Origin of the sequence: Echinicola sp. 20G (assembly GCF_015533855.1) — a bacterium.
In the GTDB taxonomy this organism is placed as follows: domain Bacteria; phylum Bacteroidota; class Bacteroidia; order Cytophagales; family Cyclobacteriaceae; genus Echinicola.
In genome coordinates this window covers 5,408,153-5,431,285 of record NZ_AP024154.1, presented here as the reverse complement: position 1 = coordinate 5,431,285, position 23,133 = coordinate 5,408,153, and the positions used below count along the sequence as shown (strand labels likewise).

Here is a 23,133-nt window from a genome sequence, read left to right as displayed (position 1 = left end):
CTTAAAGATTTTTAGAGCAGTAGGATACAGGTTACCATTCAAAAGCGAAATAATTATATTTATCTCTGAATATTTAGAAAATATCATTATTCATTAGATTATTAATAATTTATTTAATAGAATTCGATGAACCTCACTAAGTAAAATAACCTGATTAGGATCATTTTTACTTTCCAAATTAATAGAATGTAAAGCTGATTATTATTTTAATGTGAGGGTATTTGGCATTCAATGAGTAGTGACTCCTCTTAAAACAATAGTGTAATTTACCTATTGTTAAACGAGGATTGATGTTTAGGCTTGTCCAAAATGTCATACTTTGAGATGATTATCATTAACCCAACCCACTATATCCATGATTTGCGAATCAAAAATTTTTGAAAGTTTATTATACGAATCCTCAAGGGTCCCAAAATACAAGCAGCTATCCGATTTAATTATCCAATCTATAGAAAGAAAGGATTTAGAAATTGGAGAAAAACTTCCCTCAATTAGTGAATTAAAAGATATCACTGGACTTTCAAAAGACACCATTGTCAAAACATTGAATTACCTACGTGAAAAAAAAATAGTTGTCTCAGTTATGAGTAAAGGTTTTTTTGTAGCTCGTAACGTTAATTTGTCCAAAACAAAGGTGTTAATCGTTTTAAATAAGCTGAGCAATTATAAACTTAAAATTTTTAACGCATTTGTTGATGCTGTAGGAGCGGACTTCCATGTGGATTTAAAGGTGCATCATTGCAGTGCCAATAACCTACGCGAAATATTAAAGGAAAATCAATTGATCTATGATCACTTCGTGGTCATGCCTCACTTTAATGATAAACAGGATGTGGTTGACAAAGTGTTAGACTACTTCAAGGCTATGCCTGCAGGACAATTGTTATTAATGGATAAATACCTTCCAGAATTAGGAGAGTTAGTACCATGTATTTACCAAGATTTTAAATGGGACATCTATTATGCCTTATGCTCTGCAATTATAAATAAAAAAAAATATAAGAAAATAGTATTGGTGTTTCCTGAAAACCCATTTTATCCTTATCCAAATGAGATTAAAAATGGTTTTACCAAATTCTGTAAAGATATAAACTGTGATGCTGAAATAATTGATAAAATATATCCCTACATGGAGTTCCAGAAAGGAGATGCCTATATTATTATAGATGAGTCAGACCTAATTAACTTTTTACAACAAGTAAAAGGAAGTGAACTTCGATTAGGTCTTGATCTAGGTGTGATTTCCTACAATGAAACCCCTTTGAAAAAAGTAATGGAAATATCCGTACTGAGTACCGACTTTGAAGTGATGGCAGACTCAGCTGCATATATGCTGAAGAAGAATAAATGTGAGACGGTACAAAATTATTTTGACTTTATTGACCGAGGAAGTATATAACATACGCTTTCAAAAGAATTTATCAAATTAGGAATCAAATCTAATAATTGTTGAACAGTCTTATATACCTGTCTCAAATTTGGGCAGATATAGTATTGAAAAGAACGTATAGAATGAATAAAATCATGTCATTTAACCTATTTTTTGCCATCATGTCTTTTCTGCCTGTTTTTTTTTCTTGTACAAAGAAAGAATCGATTACCATAAAACAACCCAATATAATTCTAATAGTCGCTGATGATTTAGGATATAGTGATTTAGGCTGTTTCGGCGGTGAAATTCAAACTCCCTTTCTGAACAGTATAGCCAATGAAGGAGTGAGGCTTCCCAATATGAACAATGCAGGAATGTGCGTGATTTCAAGAAGTTCACTACTCACAGGACAATGGTGGCCTAAAGTCGGTTATGGGATAGAACATGGGGAGAATATTGCTCAAGAATTAAAAAAAGAAGGATACAGCACTGGGCTTATCGGTAAGTGGCATTTAAATGGTGAACCCAATGAAAAAGGCTTTGATTATTTTTTTGGTTTTTTGGGAGGCTATTCTACCTATTTTCAGGGCAGTTCCGACTATCGGGAGAACAAAAAAATATATAAAGATTTTGACAATGAATTTTACAGTACGGATGAATTTAGTGAGCGGGCCGTATCATTTGTTAATGAAAGGGCAGGCCATAAAGACCAACCCTTTTTTCTTTATTTGAGCTACCAGTCCCCCCATAATCCCCTACAGGCCCCCAAGGAAGACATTATGAAATACCGCGGGACCTATCTTTCAGGTTGGCAGGCTATTAGGGAGGCTCGTGTGAAAAGACAAAAAGCCATAGGGCTGGTCAATGAAAACACCCCTCTTCCTGGTTATCCACAAAACCTTCCAGAATGGGAAAGCTTGAGTTTTGCCCAAAAGGATTTGGAGGACCTAAGAATGTCTGTTTATGCCGCAATGGTAGAGCGCATGGACAATGGAGTAGGCAAATTGATGGAAAGTTTAAAAGTAAACGGTCTCGCTGAAAATACCTTGGTGATATTCCTTAGTGACAACGGAACAGATTCTTTTTCAGTGATGGACAGTGTTATGCTCCAAAAGGGAGTGCTACCCGGTGATATTGGGTCAAACTATCAGCCCGGAACAGGTTGGGCTTATGCCAGTGTTACGCCAAGGAGACTCTATAAAATAAGCCAGCATGGGGGAGGGGTAAAAACCGGTGCCATTGCCTGGTGGCCTAAAACAATTCGTAATAGTGGAACTTTACTTTTTGATCCACTACATGTGATCGATGTTTTTCCTACTTTCTTGGATGTCGCTGGCAATATGGATAAAAAAAGTACGGATCAAAATAATACAAAAGTGGTGGCAGGGGAGTCTTTTGCAGCCTTACTCAAAGGGGAAGAATGGGAGAGAAAATCACCTATGTATTTTCAATTTATGGATAACCGTGCAATACGAACGGATAAGTGGAGTTTGGTGGAAGTCGATGGAAACGGATGGGAATTATATGATACAGAAACAGACCCCATGGAAACACGTGATTTATCCAGTCAATATCCCGAAAAGGTCAATGAGCTGGATATGCAATGGTTGATGTGGTGGAAGACTGAAAGTGGAAAAAGTAATTACAGGCCGGAGAGTACGCACAATAGTCCTCATTATAAACCCCAAGGAGACCGGGGGACGGGGGCTGAATATACACCTTCAGCAATGCCGGCAAATCTCAACAGTCGTTATCCCTTAAAGAATCGCCCCTGACTATCGCGGAATCATCTTTATGCAAGCGGCTTATTTGATAAAGGGGAGTAGCTTTGTCATGCAATTTAATTAGGCTTCAATAGGTTTCCGAAAAGTGTGGCAGATAGAGAAATGATAAAAAATGATCAATGAATATAAAATACAATTACTTTTTCGCTATAGCATGGTAAAACCTCTATTTCAGCTGCTTGGGAATGTAGTTACAGTACTGCTGCTCATCTCATGCAGCGTTCATCGCACGGCTCAAATTAGAACTTATGCTAGGCATGTCCCTGAGCGGGCAGACGACTTTGCTTGGGAAAATGACCTGGTAGCCTTCAGGGCCTATGGACCTACTATGCGCCAAAGAACGGAAGATAGCGGGATTGATTGTTGGCTCAAGCGGGTAGATTATCCTATCATTGATAAATGGTACATAGATAATGAAGCAAAGTATTCCTACCACCGAGACCATGGGGAGGGGTATGATCCGTATCATGTTGGATCTTCTCGGGGATGTGGAGGACTGGGCCTATGGATTGAAGATACGCTGATTACTTCCAATACTTATACCGAGTGGAAGATTATCAAAAGTAAGAAAAGAGAGACGATTTTTGTTTTGACCTATGATTGGGAGTATAAAGGAGATATTTACAAGGAGGAAAAGCAGATATCCATCCATTTGGGAGACCGGTTTTATTCTGTTGCCTCTACTTTCTGGAAAAACGGCAAATTGGCCGTAGGCTTACCCATAGCCATAGGAATTACTACACATGATGGAAAAGCTGAAGTGACAAATGATCTGTCAAATGGTTATATGACTTGTTGGGAAATCATCGATGGTTTTGGTGTAGGAACAGGTGTTGTTATGGACCCTAATAAAATTAGTACATATATGCTACTTGAGCCCATACGAAAAGATGAGGGGAACGCCTTACTGATTACTTCTACAGATGCTTTAGGAAAAGTCGAATATAAGGCGGGTTATGGTTGGGAAAAGGAAGGGACTATTAAAACCTCTGCTGACTGGAGTAATTATCTGCAAAACGTATCAGAGAACGATTAAATAAGAATTAAGAATATGAACGTACAACTAGGATTTATATTATGGTTGTTATGGTTAAATACCCATTCCAAGGAAAATGTTTTTCAACCCGAAGTTATCATTGATAGATTGGAAAAAGCAGCAACCTGGCAAAGCCATAACCCAGCTCCTTTCGGAGAATTGGAATGGCATTGGGCACCGTATTATATGGGGCTTACAGACCTTTACGAAATCACTGAAGACGAAAATTATCTACAAACTATCCTAGATGTAGGAATACAAAATAACTGGAAAATAGGGCCTCGAAAATACCATGCAGACGACCATGCTGTTGGGTTATCCTATATTAAGATTTACCAGCTAACAAAAAATCCCCAGACCATTTCAAAGTTGAAGGGTGAATTTGATTGGATTCTGGCAAACCCACCTGAAAAGACCATCCAAGGGGAAGATGGAAAGATAAGATTAAGGTATAACCGTGAACGTTGGAACTGGAGTGATGCTCTTTACATGGCAGCACCGGTGTGGACAGGTTTAGGCGCTGTAACAGAAGAAAAGAAATATTTGGACTATATGATCCAAGAATGGAAACAGTCGCACGAATGGTATTGGTCCGAAAAAGATAGCCTCTATTTTCATGATAAAAGAGATATCAGCAAAGTGTCACCAGGGGGACAAAAAGTCTTTTGGGCACGTGGAGACGGATGGGTAATGGCAGCACTTGTGGAAGTGCTTCAATTCCTTCCTAAAGACCACTCTGAGAGGGACTATTTCATAGGGGTTTTTAAGAAAATGGCTGCTAAACTCATCCGTATCCAAAAAGTAAATGGAACATGGGCTCCTAGTCTTTTGGACCCACTACATCCTGATCAAGACGATATTAGTGGATCGGTATTTTTTGTGTACGGTTTGGCTTGGGGAATTAATAATGGGATTTTAGACCATAATAATTATGAGTCCCATGTAAGAAAGGGATGGGAAGCACTTTGCGAAAGGCAAAAGCCCAATGGTCGTTTAATCAATATTCAGCCAGTAGGAGGTTATCCTGTAGCTTTTGATCCTGAAACTACAGCCGTTTTCGGTGTAGGGGGATTTCTCAGTGCTGGGTCAGAGGTATGGAAAATGGTTCAGCGCTGATCAAGGAAATTAAGGGATAGGATATCTAATATCTTTTTTAGAAGAGATACATTTATAGTTTAGACTGTCATCAATAAGCATTTCATTGATTGCATGATCAACCAATTTGAATTAAATGAGAATATTTAAACTTAGGGCATATTTTGTTTGCCTATTATGCTATGTAATCTTTTTACCACCGAAATATGCCATAGCTCAATCAGTAAACCAAAAGTGGCCAGGGAATATAAACCCAGCTGCTCTTCAGGAAAATACCCAACCGGAACCGGATCTTAATAAAATCATTATGACGGATTTATTTAATGGCCGAGACCTTACAGGGTGGAGTGTGAAAGGTGGATCAATGATATATAGCGTCGAGGATGAAAATATTGTGGGTACCTGTGATCCTGAGGAAAGGCTTAATTCTTTTTTGGTCACTGAAACATCTTATGATGATTTTATTTTTACTGCAGAGTTTAAATGGGATGTTTTAGGTAATTCAGGTGTGATGTTTCGGGCAGATACTCGTCCACTGGAAAAGGGAGAGAGACCCATAGTAAAAGATCGCTCCTTATTACAGGTCTACGGATACCAATGTGAAGTGGAAACCACTAATAGGAAGTGGACAGGTGGAATCTATGGTGAAGCTATGGGAGGCTGGATATATCCATTATCTAAAGAGAAAGAACATCAAATGGCTCGAAATGCTATAATTGACCATCAAGAATGGAATAGGGTGACCATCTATGCAAAGGGAGATCAAATATTGACTTGGATAAATGGAGTTCCTTGTGCTAACCTAAGAAGTCAAGAAAGAAAAGATGGGTTCATAGGTTTGCAGGTACATCAGGGTAGAAAAGGACAAATTCGCTGGCGGAATCTTCGTATAAAGGATTTCTCCAAGTAGCAACTCCCATATTATTGTAGGCTGGCTTACTTAATTATCTCTTTCTGATCACCGTGATCAAGCTTTATACAAAACACCTAAATATAATGAGGAATATCATAGTATCATTAGGGATGATTTTTTGCGTGATTCATCTTTCGACCGCTCGTCAAAGTAAACTAAACGGGAAAAGACCCAATCTTCTTATTGTACTATCCGACCAGCATTCTTATGATATGGTAGGAGCGTATGGAAATCAACAGGTAAAAACGCCAAACCTAGATAAGTTTGCAAGTGAGGGGGTATTATTCCGAAACTTCTTTTCTAACCAGCCTGTTTGTACCCCCTTCCGAGGAATGCTATTGAGCGGGATGCATCCTCTAAAAAATGGAGCATTTGTAAATGATGCACCTCTTTTACCCAATCAATCCAAGTTAATGGGCGAAATCCTAAAGGACCAGGGGTATCAAACCGCCTACATAGGGAAGTGGCACTTGTTTGGAGGAGAGCGGGACAGACCAATCCCGAAAGGAGAGATGAGATATGGTTTTGAAACTCTTCTTACGAATAATTGCCACGTAGATTTTAGGCCCGGAAGGGCGTTTTTTTATAATGAAGAGGGAAAAAAGGAGTTTTTTGATGAATGGGAGGTGTATGGACAAACCAAGCAAGCATTATCCTTTCTGGACAAGATTGATAAGGATAAACCTTTTGCCCTAATAGTTTCATGGCACCCCCCTCACGATTGGGGTAAATTTAAAGGTTTAGATGGTAAAATGCATTATCGCTATGATACGATGGATGAACTTATGGCCATTTATAATAGAGATTCTGTAAGGTTAAGACCAGGACTAGATCCTTCCCCAGATAGGAAAAGAATGTACCATGGTTATATGGCCATGGTTTCCGGTGTGGATAAAGCGTTTGGCATGCTAATGAAAAAACTAAAAGACATCGGGGAAGATGGAAATACCCTTACTGTTTTTTCTGCTGACCATGGAGATATGCTGGAATCCCATAATGCTACTCTTCCTAAGCAGTATGCGCATGATTATTCTAGCCGTATTCCGTTTATCATGAAGTATCCCGAAAAACTTATCAGCGGTTCATCTACACAACTTCTTATGGGCACATTGGATATCTTGCCAACTGTATTGGGAATTTTAGGGATTGATAGTGGTCAAGAATATGATGGGAAAGATCTATCCAAAGCCATTATACAAGAAGAGGAGGAAGCAGTAGATTCAGTTCCTTTGTGGGTATACAGTAAAGGAGGAAAGAATAATTTCAATTGGCGTGGGGTGGTAACAAAGGATTATACATTTTCTATGAGCATGGATTCACTGAAAATTACCAACGTGCTATTTGACCGCCAAAAGGACCCTTTTCAATTGAATAACTTGTTCGAGGATCCCGACTATAAAGAAGAAAAAGAACGACTTATCCAATTGACCCATTCTTGGATGAATAGGTTTAAGGATAGATTTTTTGGTCCCAATGAATTTGCTGCTAAAAAACCTATCGGGAATTGGGAAAATAATTACAAAGTAAGCCCTCTTGAACTTTTATGTAAACCATCTGCAATAGATTGAAAACCCAAAAATAAGTGAGGGGACCATGTCGAGGATTCCTAATTTTATTTGATTATAGCTATTTATGTTTAAGCTATTTATGTTTTATTTTGCTGTTTTTAAAATTTTTTTAATTTTATATTGTCTTATTAATGTTTATGTTATTTTTTATTTGTCAAAATGATAATTAGGGGAAGTCATACAGTAGGAAACAGGATACATTACGCTACCAGTATTTTTAATATTGTTTATATCAGGAAATAATTAATTGACTTTTGGGTGAATTGGTTCCTGTCGATTATAAAATTTCAATTTTGTTTAACCCAAATAATCTATTTACATGAAAATTAAAATTTACTGTACGCTGCTTACATGGTGTATAGCTTGTTCAATAAGCTATGCACAAAAAGGTACAATCACAGGGGTTGTTACAAGCCAAGAAGGAGAGCCCCTGATTGGAGTAAATGTAATTGTTGAAAATAATAATGGAGGATCAGTTGTAGGGACAGTTACAGACATTGATGGAAAATATCATCTAAAGGCCCAAAGTGGTGATGTTTTAATTTTTTCTTATATCGGTTTTAAAGGAAAAAGAGTAGAAGTAGGAAACAGTTCCATTATCAATCTAAGTTTGGAAGAGGACTCTATGGAACTTGGGAAGGTTGTAGTCGTAGGATATGGCGCTCAAAAAAAAGAGAGTGTTGTAGGAGCCATATCTACTATTTCAGGTGATGATATCGTTAGGACTCCCACTTCCAATTTGACTGCTGGCTTAGCAGGAAAACTACCTGGCCTAACAGTAATGCTAAAGGATGGTGAGTTGGGAAGTGAAAACTTCCAAACCCTCATCCGTGGACAGGCTACGCTGAACAATTCAAGCCCCCTGATATTGGTGGATGGAGTGGAAAGAGAAATGGCAACCATTGATCCATATGATGTAGAGTCAGTCTCCGTATTGAAGGATGCTTCGGCTACTGCTGTCTTTGGGGTTCGAGGAGCTAATGGTGTTATTTTGATTACTACCAAAAAGGGCAAAGAAGGTAAAGCACAAATTAGTGGAAATGTAAACTATTCATTGCAAAAGACCACTAGGCTTCCAAAACCAATGGGGGCAATAGATTATATGCGAACAAGGAATTCAGTAATAGAACAGCATAATGAGTTTTCTGGTGGAAATACCCCTCCAGATTTCACGGAGGATGTGTTTAATGCTTATGAAAACAACTACCTCCCGGAATATTATGTGGACAGGAATTTCTATGAAGAATTAATGTACGATTTTGTGCCAATGACCAAAGCCAATGTTAACGTTAGTGGAGGAACTAAAAGGACAAAGTATTTTACAAGTGTTGGCTATGTAAGACAAGGAGGCCCATTTAAAACTGAACGTTGGGATGAATATAACTATGACAATGAGCAGCGTCTTGATCGTTTTAATTACCGTGCCAATGTAGAGATGCAGATTAATAGTGGCCTAAAGGGATGGTTAAATTTATCTGGTTTTCTCCAAGACAAGAATGATCCCATTATTTTTGGCGACAATAGCTCGGCAGCTACCACAGCTTCTTTTTACTATAAGTTACTTGCTGCCTTTGCTGATATACCATCAATATCAGATGCAGATTTAAATCCAGCAGGACAAGTCACTAGTGGTCCGTATGGGGACTTAAATAGAACAGGTTACCGTATCACCACTCAAAATACCTTAAATACCTCCATTGGCCTTGAACAGGATCTAAAGTTTATCACCAAAGGATTGACAGCAAAAGTGATGGCCTCCTATGATTCAAGGGCCATGCATATTAATGGTTTTAGAAGAACATATCAAAAATATGTAGCTGAGCTAGACACTTCTGGAGAGCAGGATTCTGTGTATTACTTACCAGGATCTGGGACTGATAGTGAACTTATCCCTGTGCTCACCCAAAGTTTTTTAACGAACTTCGACTTACAAGCATCCATAAATTACAAACGTAAATTTAATTCACATAATGTAACAGGCCAATTACTTTATTTACAAAGTCAAAAGGTAATAGATACACAGGTACCCTTTAATTATTTAGGGCTTGTAGGTAGGGCTACTTACGGGTATCAAAACCGTTATCTAGCAGAATTTAATTTTGGGATGAACGGTTCTGAACAATTCGCTCCAGGGAAAAGGTTTGGGTTTTTTCCTTCATTTTCAATTGGTTGGGTCATGAGTGAGGAGGAGTTTTTAAGAGACTCAGAGATAATTGACTTTTTGAAAATCAGGGGCTCTTTTGGGCAAGTGGGGAATGATAAAATTTCCAATACCAGATTTATTTATGTGGATGACTGGACACAGAATGGAGGAGGATATTTTGCAGGGATTCCTGGGATTCCGGGATTACCGAGCCCAGTCTATGAGAATTCTGTACCAAATAAAGATGTCTCATGGGAAGTTAGCAATAAGGCCAACTTGGGAATTGAAACAAATTTCGTAGGAGGCTTTGAGGCCGATTTAGATGTGTTTTATGAAAAAAGAAGTTCTATACTGATCACCAATAGTTATATCCCAGAATATATGTTTGGCCAGCTTAATCTACCACCTACAAACAGTGGTGTGATGACCAACAAAGGCTTTGAAGCATCATTGGGTTATAAAAAAACTTTTACCTCTGGTCTGAGAATTGATTCCAGATTAAGCGCCTCTTTTGCAAGGAATGAAGTGATCAGTATCAATGAGGCTTCTTTAGGGGATGATTATGCTTATCCTATTCGTCAAGAAGGATTTAGAAGGGGAACGATCTGGGGATACAATTCACTCGGTTATTTCCAAGACCAGTCTGAAATAGATAGCTGGGCAGACCAAACTACCCTTGGAGGAGTATCCATGCCAGGTGATCTTAAATATGAAGATGTCAATGGAGATGGTATTATTGATCCTAGAGATATGGTGCCGATGAAGTCTCCCAATGTCCCAGAGTTTAATTATTCGGCTAATATTTCAGTTTCATTTAAAGGGATAGACTTCAATGTATTGTTTCATGGGGTGAGTAACTACGGCTTTAACCTTTCCGGAAGAGGTGTTTACGATTGGGATGGAAATGCGTATGATGGAATTAAAAATTATTTTGAACATCATAAGGGAGCATGGACGGAAGAAAAAGTTGCCAATGGCGAAGAGATCCTTTATCCGAGAATGCATGTTGATGGAGTCTCTGTCAGTAAACAACCAAGCAATTATTGGATCCAGGATCTTTGGTATATCAGGCTGAGAAATGTGGAATTGGGATATACACTTCCAAAAAGTCTTACAAATAAGCTTAAACTAGACAACCTAAGGATTTACATGACTGGAGCAAATGTAGCTTTATGGGATAATATGAAGTATAAGGTAATGGATCCTGAAGTTTCAAACTCCCTTAGTCATCCGGTTTTTTCAACCTTCAATCTAGGACTTAATGTCGCACTTTGATGCATACCCAGATGAACGATTTAAAGAATAAGATAATGAAAAGATATAGATTAATAATAGTGAATTTCCTTTTTGTCGGCATCACTATGTTGGCCAGTTGTGAAGGGATTTTTGAGGAGGCCCTGAATAGGGCAGATGACTCTCGGGAAGATTTAGCTGGAATGTTAAGTGATCCCAATAAAATCAGAGGTATGCTTACTTCTGCTTATATGGGGGTCCCAGAAAATAGGTCTTATTTATATTTTTGGACGACCGAGGAATCACTGACTGATAATACATTTAATTTTCAAGGGCAAAGTATGGGAAACTGGAGGTCTGGATTACTTTCTCCGTCAAATGCGGCGGTTTGGGCAAATTCAAATCAGGGTAATTCCTATATGAATCCAACTGTAGGTTGGTGGGGAAGATATTGGGGGGCGATCAGGCATTGTAATACACTGATCAACAATATGGATGGGGTTATGGTAACTGAAGATGAGCTTCCTTTGGAGGAAAGGGAACTAATGCTTGATGAAGCAAAAGTCCTGCGTGCATATTATCATTTTAAACTAATAAGCATGTATGGACCGGTTCCTTATATGTATGAGACGCCCGAATTAGGGTTTGCGGGCTGGGCAGATATGTCCAGACCAACATTTCAAGAAATCACAGACCAAATAGTAGCTGAATTAGATGAAGTGATTTCCAATGGAAATATTCCCATTAAAAGGGAACCATTCAATACTAACGATAAATATAGAGTACCTCTTGGATTTGTTTATGGACTAAAATCACGAGTACTATTGTACAATGCAAGTCCATTGAACAACCCTACAGGTGATCCGCAAAAATATTTGGCAGCAGCGGAGGCTGCAAAAAGGTTTTTGGACATTGGTCAGTATTCATTGGAACCTTTTGAAAATACCAAGGGAATGTATATTTCTCCAATGTCGGTAAATGTTGAACAAACCGAAGTAATATGGAGATATCGTGACAGGCTGGGGCAATTTTCCAACGTTCATGGAATGGATTTGGCCACCGCCAAACCAAAAAGAAGTAATTATCCCAATTTTAAAGCAGGCGAAACTCCTTCTCAGGAAATAGTAGATGCCTATGAGTTGAAAAACGGGGCATTGATAGTTGAAAATTATGATGCTACACATGCTGAACCAACTTTTACCGCTGAGGCGTTAGCTTCTGGATATGATGATGAAAATAATCCATATGAAAATAGGGATGATCGCTTCTATAGGGACATACTTTTTAATGGAAGCAGTTTTGGACAGTCCTATCAGCTAGGAGAGATTATAGTTTGGACTTATTTAGATGCCCCTGGGACAGGCTCAAACGGGAATGTGACATCTGGGTCCAATAGGAAAACATTTACAGGTTATTATTTTGGGAAAGACCGGGACCCTCTATGGTATGGTGCAGGAAGTAAAGGACAAGCAAACAACCGGGTAATGCAACATGGTATAGTAATGCGATACGCAGAGATCTATCTTAATTATGCAGAGGCATTGTGCGGTGCAGGTAAGTTTGAGGAAGCATGTGATGCATTGGACATGACACGTCTACGGGCTAATCAGCCTTCCATTAGACAGGTACCAGATTATATGGGAGGTAATACGGACTGGTTGATGAAAAGAATCCAAAATGAAAGAAGGGTTGAACTGGTGTTGGAGGACCATAGGTTTTACGATATAAGGAGATGGGACATTATCAGCGATCAAAACCATAATACTATTAGTGGAATGGAAGTGACTAAGGTTGCCGATGGTGAATTTAAGCACATTAGATACCAAATTCCTTTTGCTTGGGAATGCCACAATGAAAAATACAAAGTACTTCCTATTCCAATTGTGGATAAAAAATTACTTCCAAATATGGACCAACCTGAAGCTTGGCAATAATCTTTCAACGACTTTAAAGGAGATTTAAAATGATAATAAAAATCAAATCTAGTTATATACTCTCATTTAGTATTTTGTTTCTGATGAGCTTTGGGAAAAGTGGGTTTTCAGCTACTTTTTCAAGGTTACTGCCTCAAGATAGTATCGGTGTAGGTATAAGAATAGAAAATGAACCTATGAGAGTTGCGTATGGGGTTCAAGATAAAACTTATACCAATGCATCTGTGATTACCATTAAAGGGGAGGAGCTCGTAAAAAGTCGCTCCTCAAATATACTAATTGCACTTCAAGGGAGACTTCCGGGCTTAAATATTATCCAGAATAACGGCGAACCAGGAAAGGAGTCTTTTTCCATTCAAGTAAGAGGTCAGAACTCACCCAATTTCAATAATATCTTATTTTTGGTGGATGGCATTGAAAGGAACCCCCAAGGTATTGACCCCAATGAGGTAGCTAAAGTTACTGTCCTCAAGGATGCTGCTGCATTGGCTATGTATGGCATGAGGGCAGGTGGCGGGGCTATTCTAATAGATACCAAGCGGGGTTTTGATGGAGATTCAAAAATCAATGTTTCTTTTGACCAGTCATTCCAAAGCCCTACTAGAAAGCCTGATTTTGTTTCGGCTTATGACTATACCCAATTGTTCAATCAAAGGGTAGCCAATGATACTTTATTTGCCGATGCACAGGATATAGCTGCCGGAGGAAATGGAATTGACCATAGAGGGACTCAGTTTTATAGCCCCTACGAGATGGAAAGGTATCGTCTTGCTGATTCTACAGAGTTTTTTCCAGTTCGGAATATGGTGGATGATTTCATGAAGAATTATTCTATGATGAGTAGACTAAATGTCAATTTTAGAGGAGGAAATGATGCCATGAGGTTTTTTACCTCTGTAAGTTACCTGAATCAAAGTGGGCTTTTTAAAAATGAGCCTTTTGAAAAATACAGCTACGATGCGAATTCCAAATCTAACAGATTTAACTTTAGGACCAACCTTGATATATCACTATCTCCCTCTACTGAAGTGTACGTAAATGTGGGAGGCTACTTAGAAAAAAATAATGCCCCTTATATTGGATCAGGACAAGGTTGGGATTTTGTTTTGGCCAAGCTTTATGAGACTCCCAATAATGCACATAATGACCTAACACCCAGTGGTGAAGTGTTAGTTAAACGGGATAGACTTAATTTTAGAACAAATGAATCGGTTTACGGATACTTAAACCGAACTGGTTCACAGGCAGAAACAGTAACACGCTTAGGGAATACCTTTGGGATTCGCCAACAAATAGGTGCAATGAAAGGCCTAACATTGTCAGGCCAGGTGTCTTTTGATGTGCTTTCAAGGAGCTCGCAAATACGCAGAAGGGATTATGAAGCTTATGAAGTAGCTACTTTTATGGACACGAACGGTGCTGATTCATTGGGATATTCATTGGTACCGGGAACATCAAATACTACTCTTTCAGATGGTCAGGGTAAGTATTTCTATTACATGTATAATTTCAGAGTCAGAGCGGATTATCATCGTGTATTCGACAATAAACATGAGGTGGCAGCTACCATTTTAGGTGAACAAAATCGTGCTCAACAACAGATCTTACTACCCAATAATTTTTTAGGGATTTCGGGAAGATTCTTGTATGCATATGAAAAAAAGTATATTGCTGAAGCTAATTTTGCATACCAAGGGTCAGAACAATTTCACAAAGATCATCGATATGGCCTCTTCCCTTCTTTCAGTTTAGGTTGGGTTATTTCCAATGAAGGGTTTTTGAAGAACTCCACCGTTGTAAATTATTTAAAACTAAAAGGCTCTGCAGGTTCAGTAGGGAATAATGCATTTGGATATAGTGAGAATAATCAATTTTTATATATCACTAGTTGGAATGGAGATGCTTCAGAAGACCAGTTGGGAAATGAAAATTTTCAATGGGAGAAATTTTCAATGTACAATTTGGGTGTGGAGACCACTCTGTGGAACTCCGTCCAATTAAGTACTGATTTTTTCTATAATGACAATTCTAATTTAGTAGTCAATAATATTGATATCATTCCAAACGGGATGATGGGACTAGGGGGAGCATCTCTTCCTCCGGCTAATATTGGGGCATCTGTCAACAAAGGGTTTGAAGTGGCCGCTGGCTATAGTAAAAACCTTTCTAAGGACTGGTTTATAGGCATAAATGGAAACATGAGCTATTCCAAAAACGAAATCAAAGACCTTGCTGAAGTGCCTTACGACGATACATTTGCTTATCCCTACAGAAGTCAAGGATACCCTATTAGCCAATATTGGGGATATAGATCAGCAGGGTTGTTCAATTCACAAGATGAAATTGATACTTGGGCAGACCAGTCATCATTGGGAGGGGTCCCCATTCCAGGCGATATCAAATTTGTAGACCTTAACGGAGATAATGTGGTAGATCAGAAGGATGTAGCACCATTGGCGAATGGAAGTATACCGCGAACATTCTTTGGTCTTAACCTTCAAAGTTCCTATAAATTATTTGATCTGAGTGTTTTTCTAAACGGAGCAACTGGTAGAAATGTGTTGCTGTCTGGTTTCGGAAGATGGTCTAATAGGGATAATTTTACAGAATATATGAAAAATGCCTGGACACCAGAAAAAGCAGCAAGCGGAGAAAATGTAGTTTATCCAAGGTTAGGAAATAATACGGCAAATTATCGTAACACTAATTACTGGATAGAAGATGGTTCCTTCTTACGAATAAAAAATATTGAATTGGGATTTACCTTACCAGAAATCATATCTAATCGGTTAAACGCCCAGTCTATAAGGTTTTACATAAATGGCCTCAACCTGTTTACGTTTGATAATCTACCAAATGATGATTTTGATCCTGAAACTTCATCGGGTAGCAATATTAATTATCCCTTGATCAAATCTTATACTGCAGGGATTAGTGTGAAATTTTAATCCCGTTAGGACTTAAACAGAATTGAAAAATGAAAATATTTAATAAATATACAAAAACACTACTTTTAATTTCCATGTTGGGAATGAGTAGCTGTCTAAACGAAATGAATGAAGAACCGGCTGATAAGTTGACAGTAGATCGGTTATTAAATAAGATCAATGTCGGTAACTTTAGAGAACGCTGTTACGATAAACTGAACAGTAGTTTTCATGCCTATCACAGTGGGGAGCTATTGGATGCCTATACAGATGATGGGTTTAGGGCCGGTACTGGTATAGCCTTTGATTGGAACAGTGGTTTATTGTCCCCTGATAGAAATATGTTTTCCAGCACACTTTGGAATTCATATTGGGAGGGTATTCGAAAATGTAACCTAGCAATGGATTACCTGCCCCAATCACAGGTGCCTGGAGACCAGGTTTCCGATGATGATATTGAAAGATGGATAGACGAAGCCAAGTTGTTAAGAGCATGGTATCACTTTATGTTGATTAAAAATTTCGGCCCCATTCCCTTTACTGATGAAGCCTTTGACCCAGATTTCGTGGGCTGGGAAGAATTGGATAGACCTACTTACCAGGAAATATCAGACAGGATCGTGGTAGAAATTGATGAGGTAATCCAATCTAATATCCTGCCTTATAGACAACCTGCTAATAGTGAATTTGATAAAGTGAATATGGCTCTAGCTTATGCTTTGAAATCGAGAGTTCTTTTGTTCAATGCTAGTCCATTAAACAATCCAACCGGCGATTCCCAAAAATGGTTATTAGCGGCAGATGCAGCTAGAAAAGCTATAGAAGCCGTTAGTGGTCAATATAGTTTGCTTCCGATGATTGATTATAGTACAATGTTCAGTGAGGACGTTAATGTGATGAATGCAGAGGTTATTCTTAGGGCTTCCACTAATGGAGCTGCTGAAATGAACGCCCAAAATGGGGTGGATTTGTCGGCCTATGGTTCTCCTACACAAAGTGCGAATGCTGGAGTTGTTCCTAGTCAGGAACTAGTGGACAGTTTTGAGTTATTAGATGGTAGCCTACCAGTAACGGCGTACAATAACAATAGCCATACTGATGTAAGTTTTGCATCAGGATATAGCGAAAACCCAGGAGACAACCCTTATGAGAATAGAGATGCTCGACTTTCCCATGCCATTGTTTTTAATGGGGTTAATTATGGACGTTATAAAGGTATGGCTGCCAGTGAGCCAGATATTAAAATATATACTTTTGAGGGATTTCCGGGGACAGGTTTTAATGGTACCCCTACCTCTGACACAGAAGTAGATAAGAGAAGAAGTACCACCGGTTATTATGGAAAGAAATTCAGAAGTGCAAGCTATTGGGGATCTACCACAGGAGGAGTAAACGCCAATAAAGTGTTTTTCCGCCTTGCGGAACTCTATCTTAATTTAGCGGAGGCGGAATGTGCTTTAGGCAATTTAGCTGATGCAGCAGATGCCCTAAATACAATAAGGCAAAGAGCAGGTCAGCCTCAAATCCAAGCTGTTCCCGGTTTTGTCAACGATCAGGATTGGTTAATGAAAAGAATCCGAAACGAAAGGAGGGTGGAGTTTTGTTTTGAAGACCATCGTTTTTATGATCAGCGAAGGTGGAATATCTTAGGTACCAATGGTGTAGTTACCGGAATGCGAATTACAAGCTCCGATGGTACCAAAAATGGTGTTTTTTCTTATGAAAGAGTAGCCATAGACGTACCTAGAAATGCTACATCAGATAAGTATTTGATATTACCATTATCGACCGAGGAGGTAAGAAGGTTGCCGGGAATTGGCCAGCCTTCAACATGGGATTAAACCTTATTAAATAGAATACTGGACGGAAATATATGCAAGTATATTTCCTTCCTTTATTATTGATAAAGAAATCAATTATGAGGATTAATAACCTAAAACAAATAGCTGCTTTTCTGTTTTTTACCACTTTTTTTCAAAGCCTTGTGAGCAGAGGCCAAGATAGGTTTATTTCGGACGATTGGGTAGCCACAGATGCATTAGGTAGAAAACTCCCAACTTATAAAGAAGTGGGCGGGCTCCGAAAAGACAAATTCATAGGGGTATTTTATTATATCTGGCATGGGGCACACAATGATAAGGTCTTCGATATCACTAAAATTTTGGCCGATAAATCCGATGATTATGCATGGGGACCTGAAGGAGCTTTTCACTTTTGGTCAGAGCCAGAATATGGATATTACCGTTCAGAAGATCCCTGGGTAATACGCCAGGACCTACAGATGCTCAGCAATGCCAAAGTGGATTTCATTTTTTTTGATGTAACCAATGGTTTTACTTACCTAAACACCGTAAAAAAATTGTGCGAAGTTTCGTTAGAAATGAGAAGGCAGGGGATTCCCACACCAGAAATTTGCTTTCTTTCCAATTCTAAAAGTGGAAGGGTGATGAATGAGCTTTATGATGAGTTATATGGTAAGAATGAATTTCAAGAATTATGGTTTTATTGGGATGGAAAACCTTTGATAATGGGAAAACAGGATGATCCCGTTCTGCGTCCTGAGGTAAAGAATTTCTTTACTATTAAGAAAAGTTGGGCATGGACCAATTCCAAAGATGAACCCAATCATTGGCAATGGTTGGATAAATATCCTCAAGCTTACGGCTGGAGTGATACTCGGAAGATTGCAGAGCAGATTACCGTGTCCACTGCTTCACACCCCCACCCCAATATCGGTAAAAGCTACCAGAATGGAGAGCAGCCAAAGGTGAATGAACATTATGTTACAGAATACACAAATGAGGGCAGACAGTTTGCGGAACAATGGAATCGGGCCCATTCAGTAAATCCCCAAGTCGTAATGGTAACCCAATGGAACGAATGGGTGGCACAACGGTTTGTATGGGATGAAAAAATGGATAAAAGTTACCAAGGGATGTATGCCGGTCGTCCTATTCAAATTGGCGATAGCTGGTTTGTAGATGCTTTTACCAAGGAGTTTAATCGCGATATAGCTCCAATGAAAGGTGGGTATTCAGATAACTACTATTATCAATTAGTGGCTAACATTAGAAAATTTAAAGGCATGGAAAAGCCTCAGCCTTATAATGCAGGAAAAGTGAAAGTAGATGGTCATTTTGATGATTGGGAGGAGGTTTTTCCTGTATTTTATGATCCAGAAGGAGATGTTGTTCATCGTGATTTTTCAGGTTATGATCCAACAATGAAATACACCAATTATTCTGGAAGAAATGATATCATTGAATCCAAAGTGAGTGATGATAAGGAAACAGTCTACTTTTTTGTAAAGACAGCAAATTCTTTGAGTAGACCCTCTGATGAAAATTGGATGCTTTTATTTATTGATGTGGACCAGGATAAATCCACAGGATGGGAAGGATATGATTTTCTAATCAATCACGGAAAGGTGGAGGGGACCCATAGCACCTTAAAAAAATGGAACGGAAATACTTGGGAATTCATGGAGCACCTACCTATTGGCACTAATTCAAACCGTTTGGAGTTAGCAGTGTCCAGAAAGGCCTTGGGTATTAGTGGAAAGAAACTTGCCTTTCATTTTCATTGGTTGGATAATCCCCAACACTTAAATGATATGACGGCTTTCTTTTTGGATGGAGACGCTGCACCGGACAGGAGATTTAATTATTCATATTCTCCCCCTGATTGATAGCGGAATATAATACTTCCATTCATTCATGAATGGGAAGAATTAATGCTTGAACCGAAAAAAATCCCCAACCGCATATGATTGGGGATTTTTTGGTTTTTTGTACCAACCTATCCCAAATGATTGAAATGATGAGTGAATTTTAAACCAATAGTCCCATAGGCTATCATACTTATCATCGGGTTTTAGAAGAAAGTCTAGTAGGGATATCATTTGGGTCATTATAATCATCCCCCGTTCTTTTGCGCCAATGATACAGCACTTTTCTTAATTTTTCGATTTTAACCTGATAGGTTTTATCATTGGCCAAATTATTCAATTGGCCGGAATCGGTTGCCATATCATATAACTCCTCAGCTGGACGGCATGATTCCAACATCAGGAGGGCATTATATTGGCTGGGAAAAAACTCCTTCGCTTTTAATGTAGCAACATAACTCTTGTTTCCCCAAGGTTTTTCTTCTCTCAGGTCAGCGGGAGCCAGATAGGCTTTATCTGGCATAAGGTTAAGAATATAATAGTATTGGCCATCGAAGACGGCCCTGCTGGGATAGTGCTCTGCCCTTGGGGGGCCATGGGAATTGTGCTCGGCAAAGATATATTTTCTATTGGGTACCTGCTTTTTATTGCCAATTAGTAGGTCTTTTAGTGATTTTCCTTGTACGGTGGAGGGGATAGGCAGTCCTGCGAAATCAAGGATTGTGGGCATGATGTCCACATGAGAAATAAGGGCATCTGAAATGATGTTCTTCTGGATGTTGGGACCTTTCCCTATAAATGGTACGTGCATTCCGGCATAGTAGGGGGAGGCTTTCGCTCGGTGATAGGGCTCCCCCTGATCGCTGGTATAAATGATTATGGTATTCTCATAGATGCCTTTTTGCTTCAATACCTCCATGATAGCACCCACACATGCATCAGCCAACTGAATGCACCCAAAATATTTGCTAAGATCTTCTCGTATGAGTGGAGTGTCTGGCAGGTAATCGGGAACTGCAATTTCATCCGGCTTGGTCAAGTATTGGGGGAACTTTTTCATATGGTGGTCAAAGTTCCTGTGTGGGGGACTAATATTGGCCTGAATGAAAAATGGTTGGCTGCCAGATTCTTCAATGAATTGGGTAATTACTTTTTTATACTTTTCTGGATCATGATGGACAGGGTTTCTGCTACTGTAAGGGAATTTCCAAGGCGGACTCATATGAAATTTCTGGGTGATGGCCGTATAGTAATTATGGGCTTTTAAAACCTCAGGGAGGGTCTTGATATATTCGTGTACCCCCACCTTATCTACTGTGGATGATTGCCGGCCAAATTCCGTATCGGGATCTGATAATTTGGGAGTGATGGTATTTCTCCAATGGCCGTTAGCATGGGGATACATTCCGGTCATAATGGAGCTTCTACTAGGTGAACAAGAAGCCACAGTGGCAAAGGAATTGGTGAAAAGTACGCCTTCCCGGGCCAGTCGGTCCAGATTGGGCGTATGAATGCCTTTGGTGCCTAATGCTGAAAGATGAGCCCCTTGATCATCGGTCAAAATAAAAATAATATTGGGTGATTTAGCCGATTGACTTGGCTGACCGTTGGAATGGGGAGTTAGGAGAATAAATAGAGGGAAAATAATTGATAAAAGTAAGTTTTTCATGTTAGGCTAAATTGGCAAGTGGATGGATTTAAAGCAACCTCTTGCCTTATGCTTTTAATTATTGATAATGGTCAACCCTTCTGGGGCTTGGATCTGTGATGAGATGCTACCGTCACTGTTTTTGGTGTGTTTTACAAATAGCACCCCAAATTTGGTCGGATAACTGCCTTCCACCCATTCAAGGTCTCCAAGGTGGGGGGAGATCGTAACCGTATTCCCTGAATCCGTTATGGTAATACCTAATACGTGTTCTGAAAGCCATGCCGTGGGGCCTGAAGCCCAGCCATGGCAGAGGGAATGCCTGTAACCAACATAACAGTAATCGCCGTATGTTCCGTGAACATCCACTTTTCCAGCTTTAGGCAGCTCATCTATTCTTCCTGCATTTTTGGCCCATTCCAGGTTAAAATCTTCCCAGAAGGTGGTGGCCCCTAGGTCCAACATTCCTCCCCAATAATCTCGGATCACATCCATCGCCCCCGTATAGTCACCGGCCATAGCCCTTGCCTGTAGAACGTAATAACCATAAAAGGTGGAAACCCCTGAATTGGGATCCTTGGATAACCACTTATTGTTTACTTTTTCGGCATCCATTAAACCGGATATGGCCAATAATGCTGCCGCAGATTTATTTCCATTCGGATCAGGGACATGCTTTTTCAGTTTTTCAATTGTTTTTTTATAACCTTTAATATGTTCAGGTTGTCCAAGGAGATTGGCCAGATCTATTCCGGTTCTGAAAACCATGACCATTAGACTTTGGAGCCCTGCATGTACCGCTTCTTTGTTGGGACTGGTTGGCCAATCTAAGAAACGCCCCTCCAATGTTTCCATTCCATTTTCATCAATGTTTTGTTCCAATAATTCCAGCAACTCGAAGATGTAGTTTTCATGCTTTTTCAAATAAGTCAGCTCTCCGTAGGCTTTGTACCATTCATGTTGTATCAATATCCACCAAATGGAGTAGGAGCTGATTCCGTTCATCCAAGAAGGTAAATCAGTGATGCCCTGGATCAGATCGAGGCTTTTTGGTACCACTTCATTGGCACCAAAAACAGCCTTAATGGTCATTACTTCCGGATGCATATCACCTACCCAGACCAAGCGGTCTCTTTTAATGCCATCCCATAAATAATCCTGCATATTCAGGTGAACAGTGTAGGCACCGGTTTCCCAAATTTTGTTCAGGCGGTCATCATTAGATTTAAAGCTTCCAAGGTAGGGAATGTCCCGATAGATGGAAATGGCATTTACCTCTTTAAGTTGGAGAGTCCTGTCCTTGTCCAATAATTCAATCCTGGCAAACCTAAAGCCGCTGTTGCCGATTTCTGTTTTGCCCAACCAAGGAACCTGAACGGTTGTTTGACGGATGGCGTGTTCATTGGTAGCAGAGGATCCCACTACATCAGACATGGCTTCAGAAACTGATTCCCCCAAGGTGATTTTTAGTGTAATAGGGGTTTTGCCCTCAAACATACCGGTGACAATTTGAAGTCCACCATGTAATTCTTTTCCAAAGTCAAGCAGGAAGGCGGGATTGAGGTCTTGATTTCCTTGTAGGGTACAGGTGTTTTTGCCTACTAAATCAGCCTGACCATTCCCCGGCTGAAGAAGGCCTTCAATATTGTGTATTGTACTTTCACTGGATACCCATAAGATTTTTTGTGGTGTAACATATTCACGCACACGGTTATCTTTAAAGCTATGGGAAGCCTGAGTATCTTGTCCCATGACCTGACTACCCAATAAAATCAATAAAAAGGATACAATGTATTTTAAAATAGACATGAGT

13 protein-coding genes are annotated in these 23,133 nt (G+C 39.4%); 11 read left to right on the top strand and 2 right to left on the bottom strand.

All coding sequences use genetic code 11. The features are described 5' to 3' along the window. Positions 1-355 precede the first annotated feature (355 nt). The 11 genes from JL001_RS21845 (at position 356) to JL001_RS21795 (ending at position 19,693) form a co-directional block, all read left to right on the top strand. The gene (locus JL001_RS21845) at positions 356-1,399 is read left to right on the top strand and encodes a GntR family transcriptional regulator (protein WP_200979924.1); all 1,044 of its coding nucleotides are present in this window, start codon (positions 356-358) and stop codon (positions 1,397-1,399) included. Between the two features lie 125 nt (positions 1,400-1,524). Continuing rightward, on the top strand, positions 1,525-3,147 hold the full coding sequence (locus tag JL001_RS21840) for an arylsulfatase (protein WP_200979923.1): 1,623 nt from the start codon (positions 1,525-1,527) through the stop codon (positions 3,145-3,147). Positions 3,148-3,310: 163 nt separating this feature from the next. Then, complete coding sequence (locus JL001_RS21835; RefSeq protein WP_200979922.1) at positions 3,311-4,192, top strand: DUF4861 family protein; 882 nt, start codon at positions 3,311-3,313, stop codon at positions 4,190-4,192. Between the two features lie 15 nt (positions 4,193-4,207). Further along, positions 4,208-5,308: a glycoside hydrolase family 105 protein gene (locus tag JL001_RS21830; RefSeq protein ID WP_200979921.1), complete on the top strand. Its 1,101-nt coding sequence runs from the start codon at positions 4,208-4,210 to the stop codon at positions 5,306-5,308. 115 nt (positions 5,309-5,423) lie between these two features. After that, the gene (locus JL001_RS21825; RefSeq protein WP_200979920.1) at positions 5,424-6,197 is read left to right on the top strand and encodes a DUF1080 domain-containing protein; all 774 of its coding nucleotides are present in this window, start codon (positions 5,424-5,426) and stop codon (positions 6,195-6,197) included. Between the two features lie 86 nt (positions 6,198-6,283). Further along, positions 6,284-7,768 (top strand): sulfatase, encoded by a 1,485-nt coding sequence (locus JL001_RS21820; RefSeq protein WP_200979919.1) that lies wholly within the window; start codon positions 6,284-6,286, stop codon positions 7,766-7,768. Between the two features lie 319 nt (positions 7,769-8,087). Continuing rightward, complete coding sequence (locus JL001_RS21815; RefSeq protein ID WP_200979918.1) at positions 8,088-11,186, top strand: TonB-dependent receptor; 3,099 nt, start codon at positions 8,088-8,090, stop codon at positions 11,184-11,186. A 35-nt stretch (positions 11,187-11,221) separates the two neighbouring features. Beyond that, entirely contained in the window at positions 11,222-13,078 is a 1,857-nt protein-coding gene (locus JL001_RS21810; protein ID WP_200979917.1) for a RagB/SusD family nutrient uptake outer membrane protein, read from the top strand. A gap of 29 nt (positions 13,079-13,107) precedes the next feature. Further along, positions 13,108-16,026, top strand: coding sequence for a SusC/RagA family TonB-linked outer membrane protein (locus JL001_RS21805; RefSeq protein WP_200979915.1), 2,919 nt, complete (start codon positions 13,108-13,110; stop codon positions 16,024-16,026). A 29-nt stretch (positions 16,027-16,055) separates the two neighbouring features. Then, positions 16,056-17,846, top strand: coding sequence for a RagB/SusD family nutrient uptake outer membrane protein (locus JL001_RS21800; RefSeq protein WP_200979910.1), 1,791 nt, complete (start codon positions 16,056-16,058; stop codon positions 17,844-17,846). Between the two features lie 77 nt (positions 17,847-17,923). Further along, on the top strand, positions 17,924-19,693 hold the full coding sequence (locus JL001_RS21795; protein WP_200979909.1) for a hypothetical protein: 1,770 nt from the start codon (positions 17,924-17,926) through the stop codon (positions 19,691-19,693). A 175-nt stretch (positions 19,694-19,868) separates the two neighbouring features. On the opposite strand, the gene JL001_RS21790 is transcribed toward JL001_RS21795, so the two are convergent. Next, a complete protein-coding gene (locus JL001_RS21790; protein WP_200979908.1) occupies positions 19,869-21,341 on the bottom strand; it encodes a sulfatase in 1,473 nt (490 codons plus the stop codon). Positions 21,342-21,395: 54 nt separating this feature from the next. Next, positions 21,396-23,129 (bottom strand): alpha-L-rhamnosidase, encoded by a 1,734-nt coding sequence (locus JL001_RS21785; RefSeq protein WP_200979907.1) that lies wholly within the window; start codon positions 23,127-23,129, stop codon positions 21,396-21,398. Positions 23,130-23,133 lie beyond the last annotated feature (4 nt).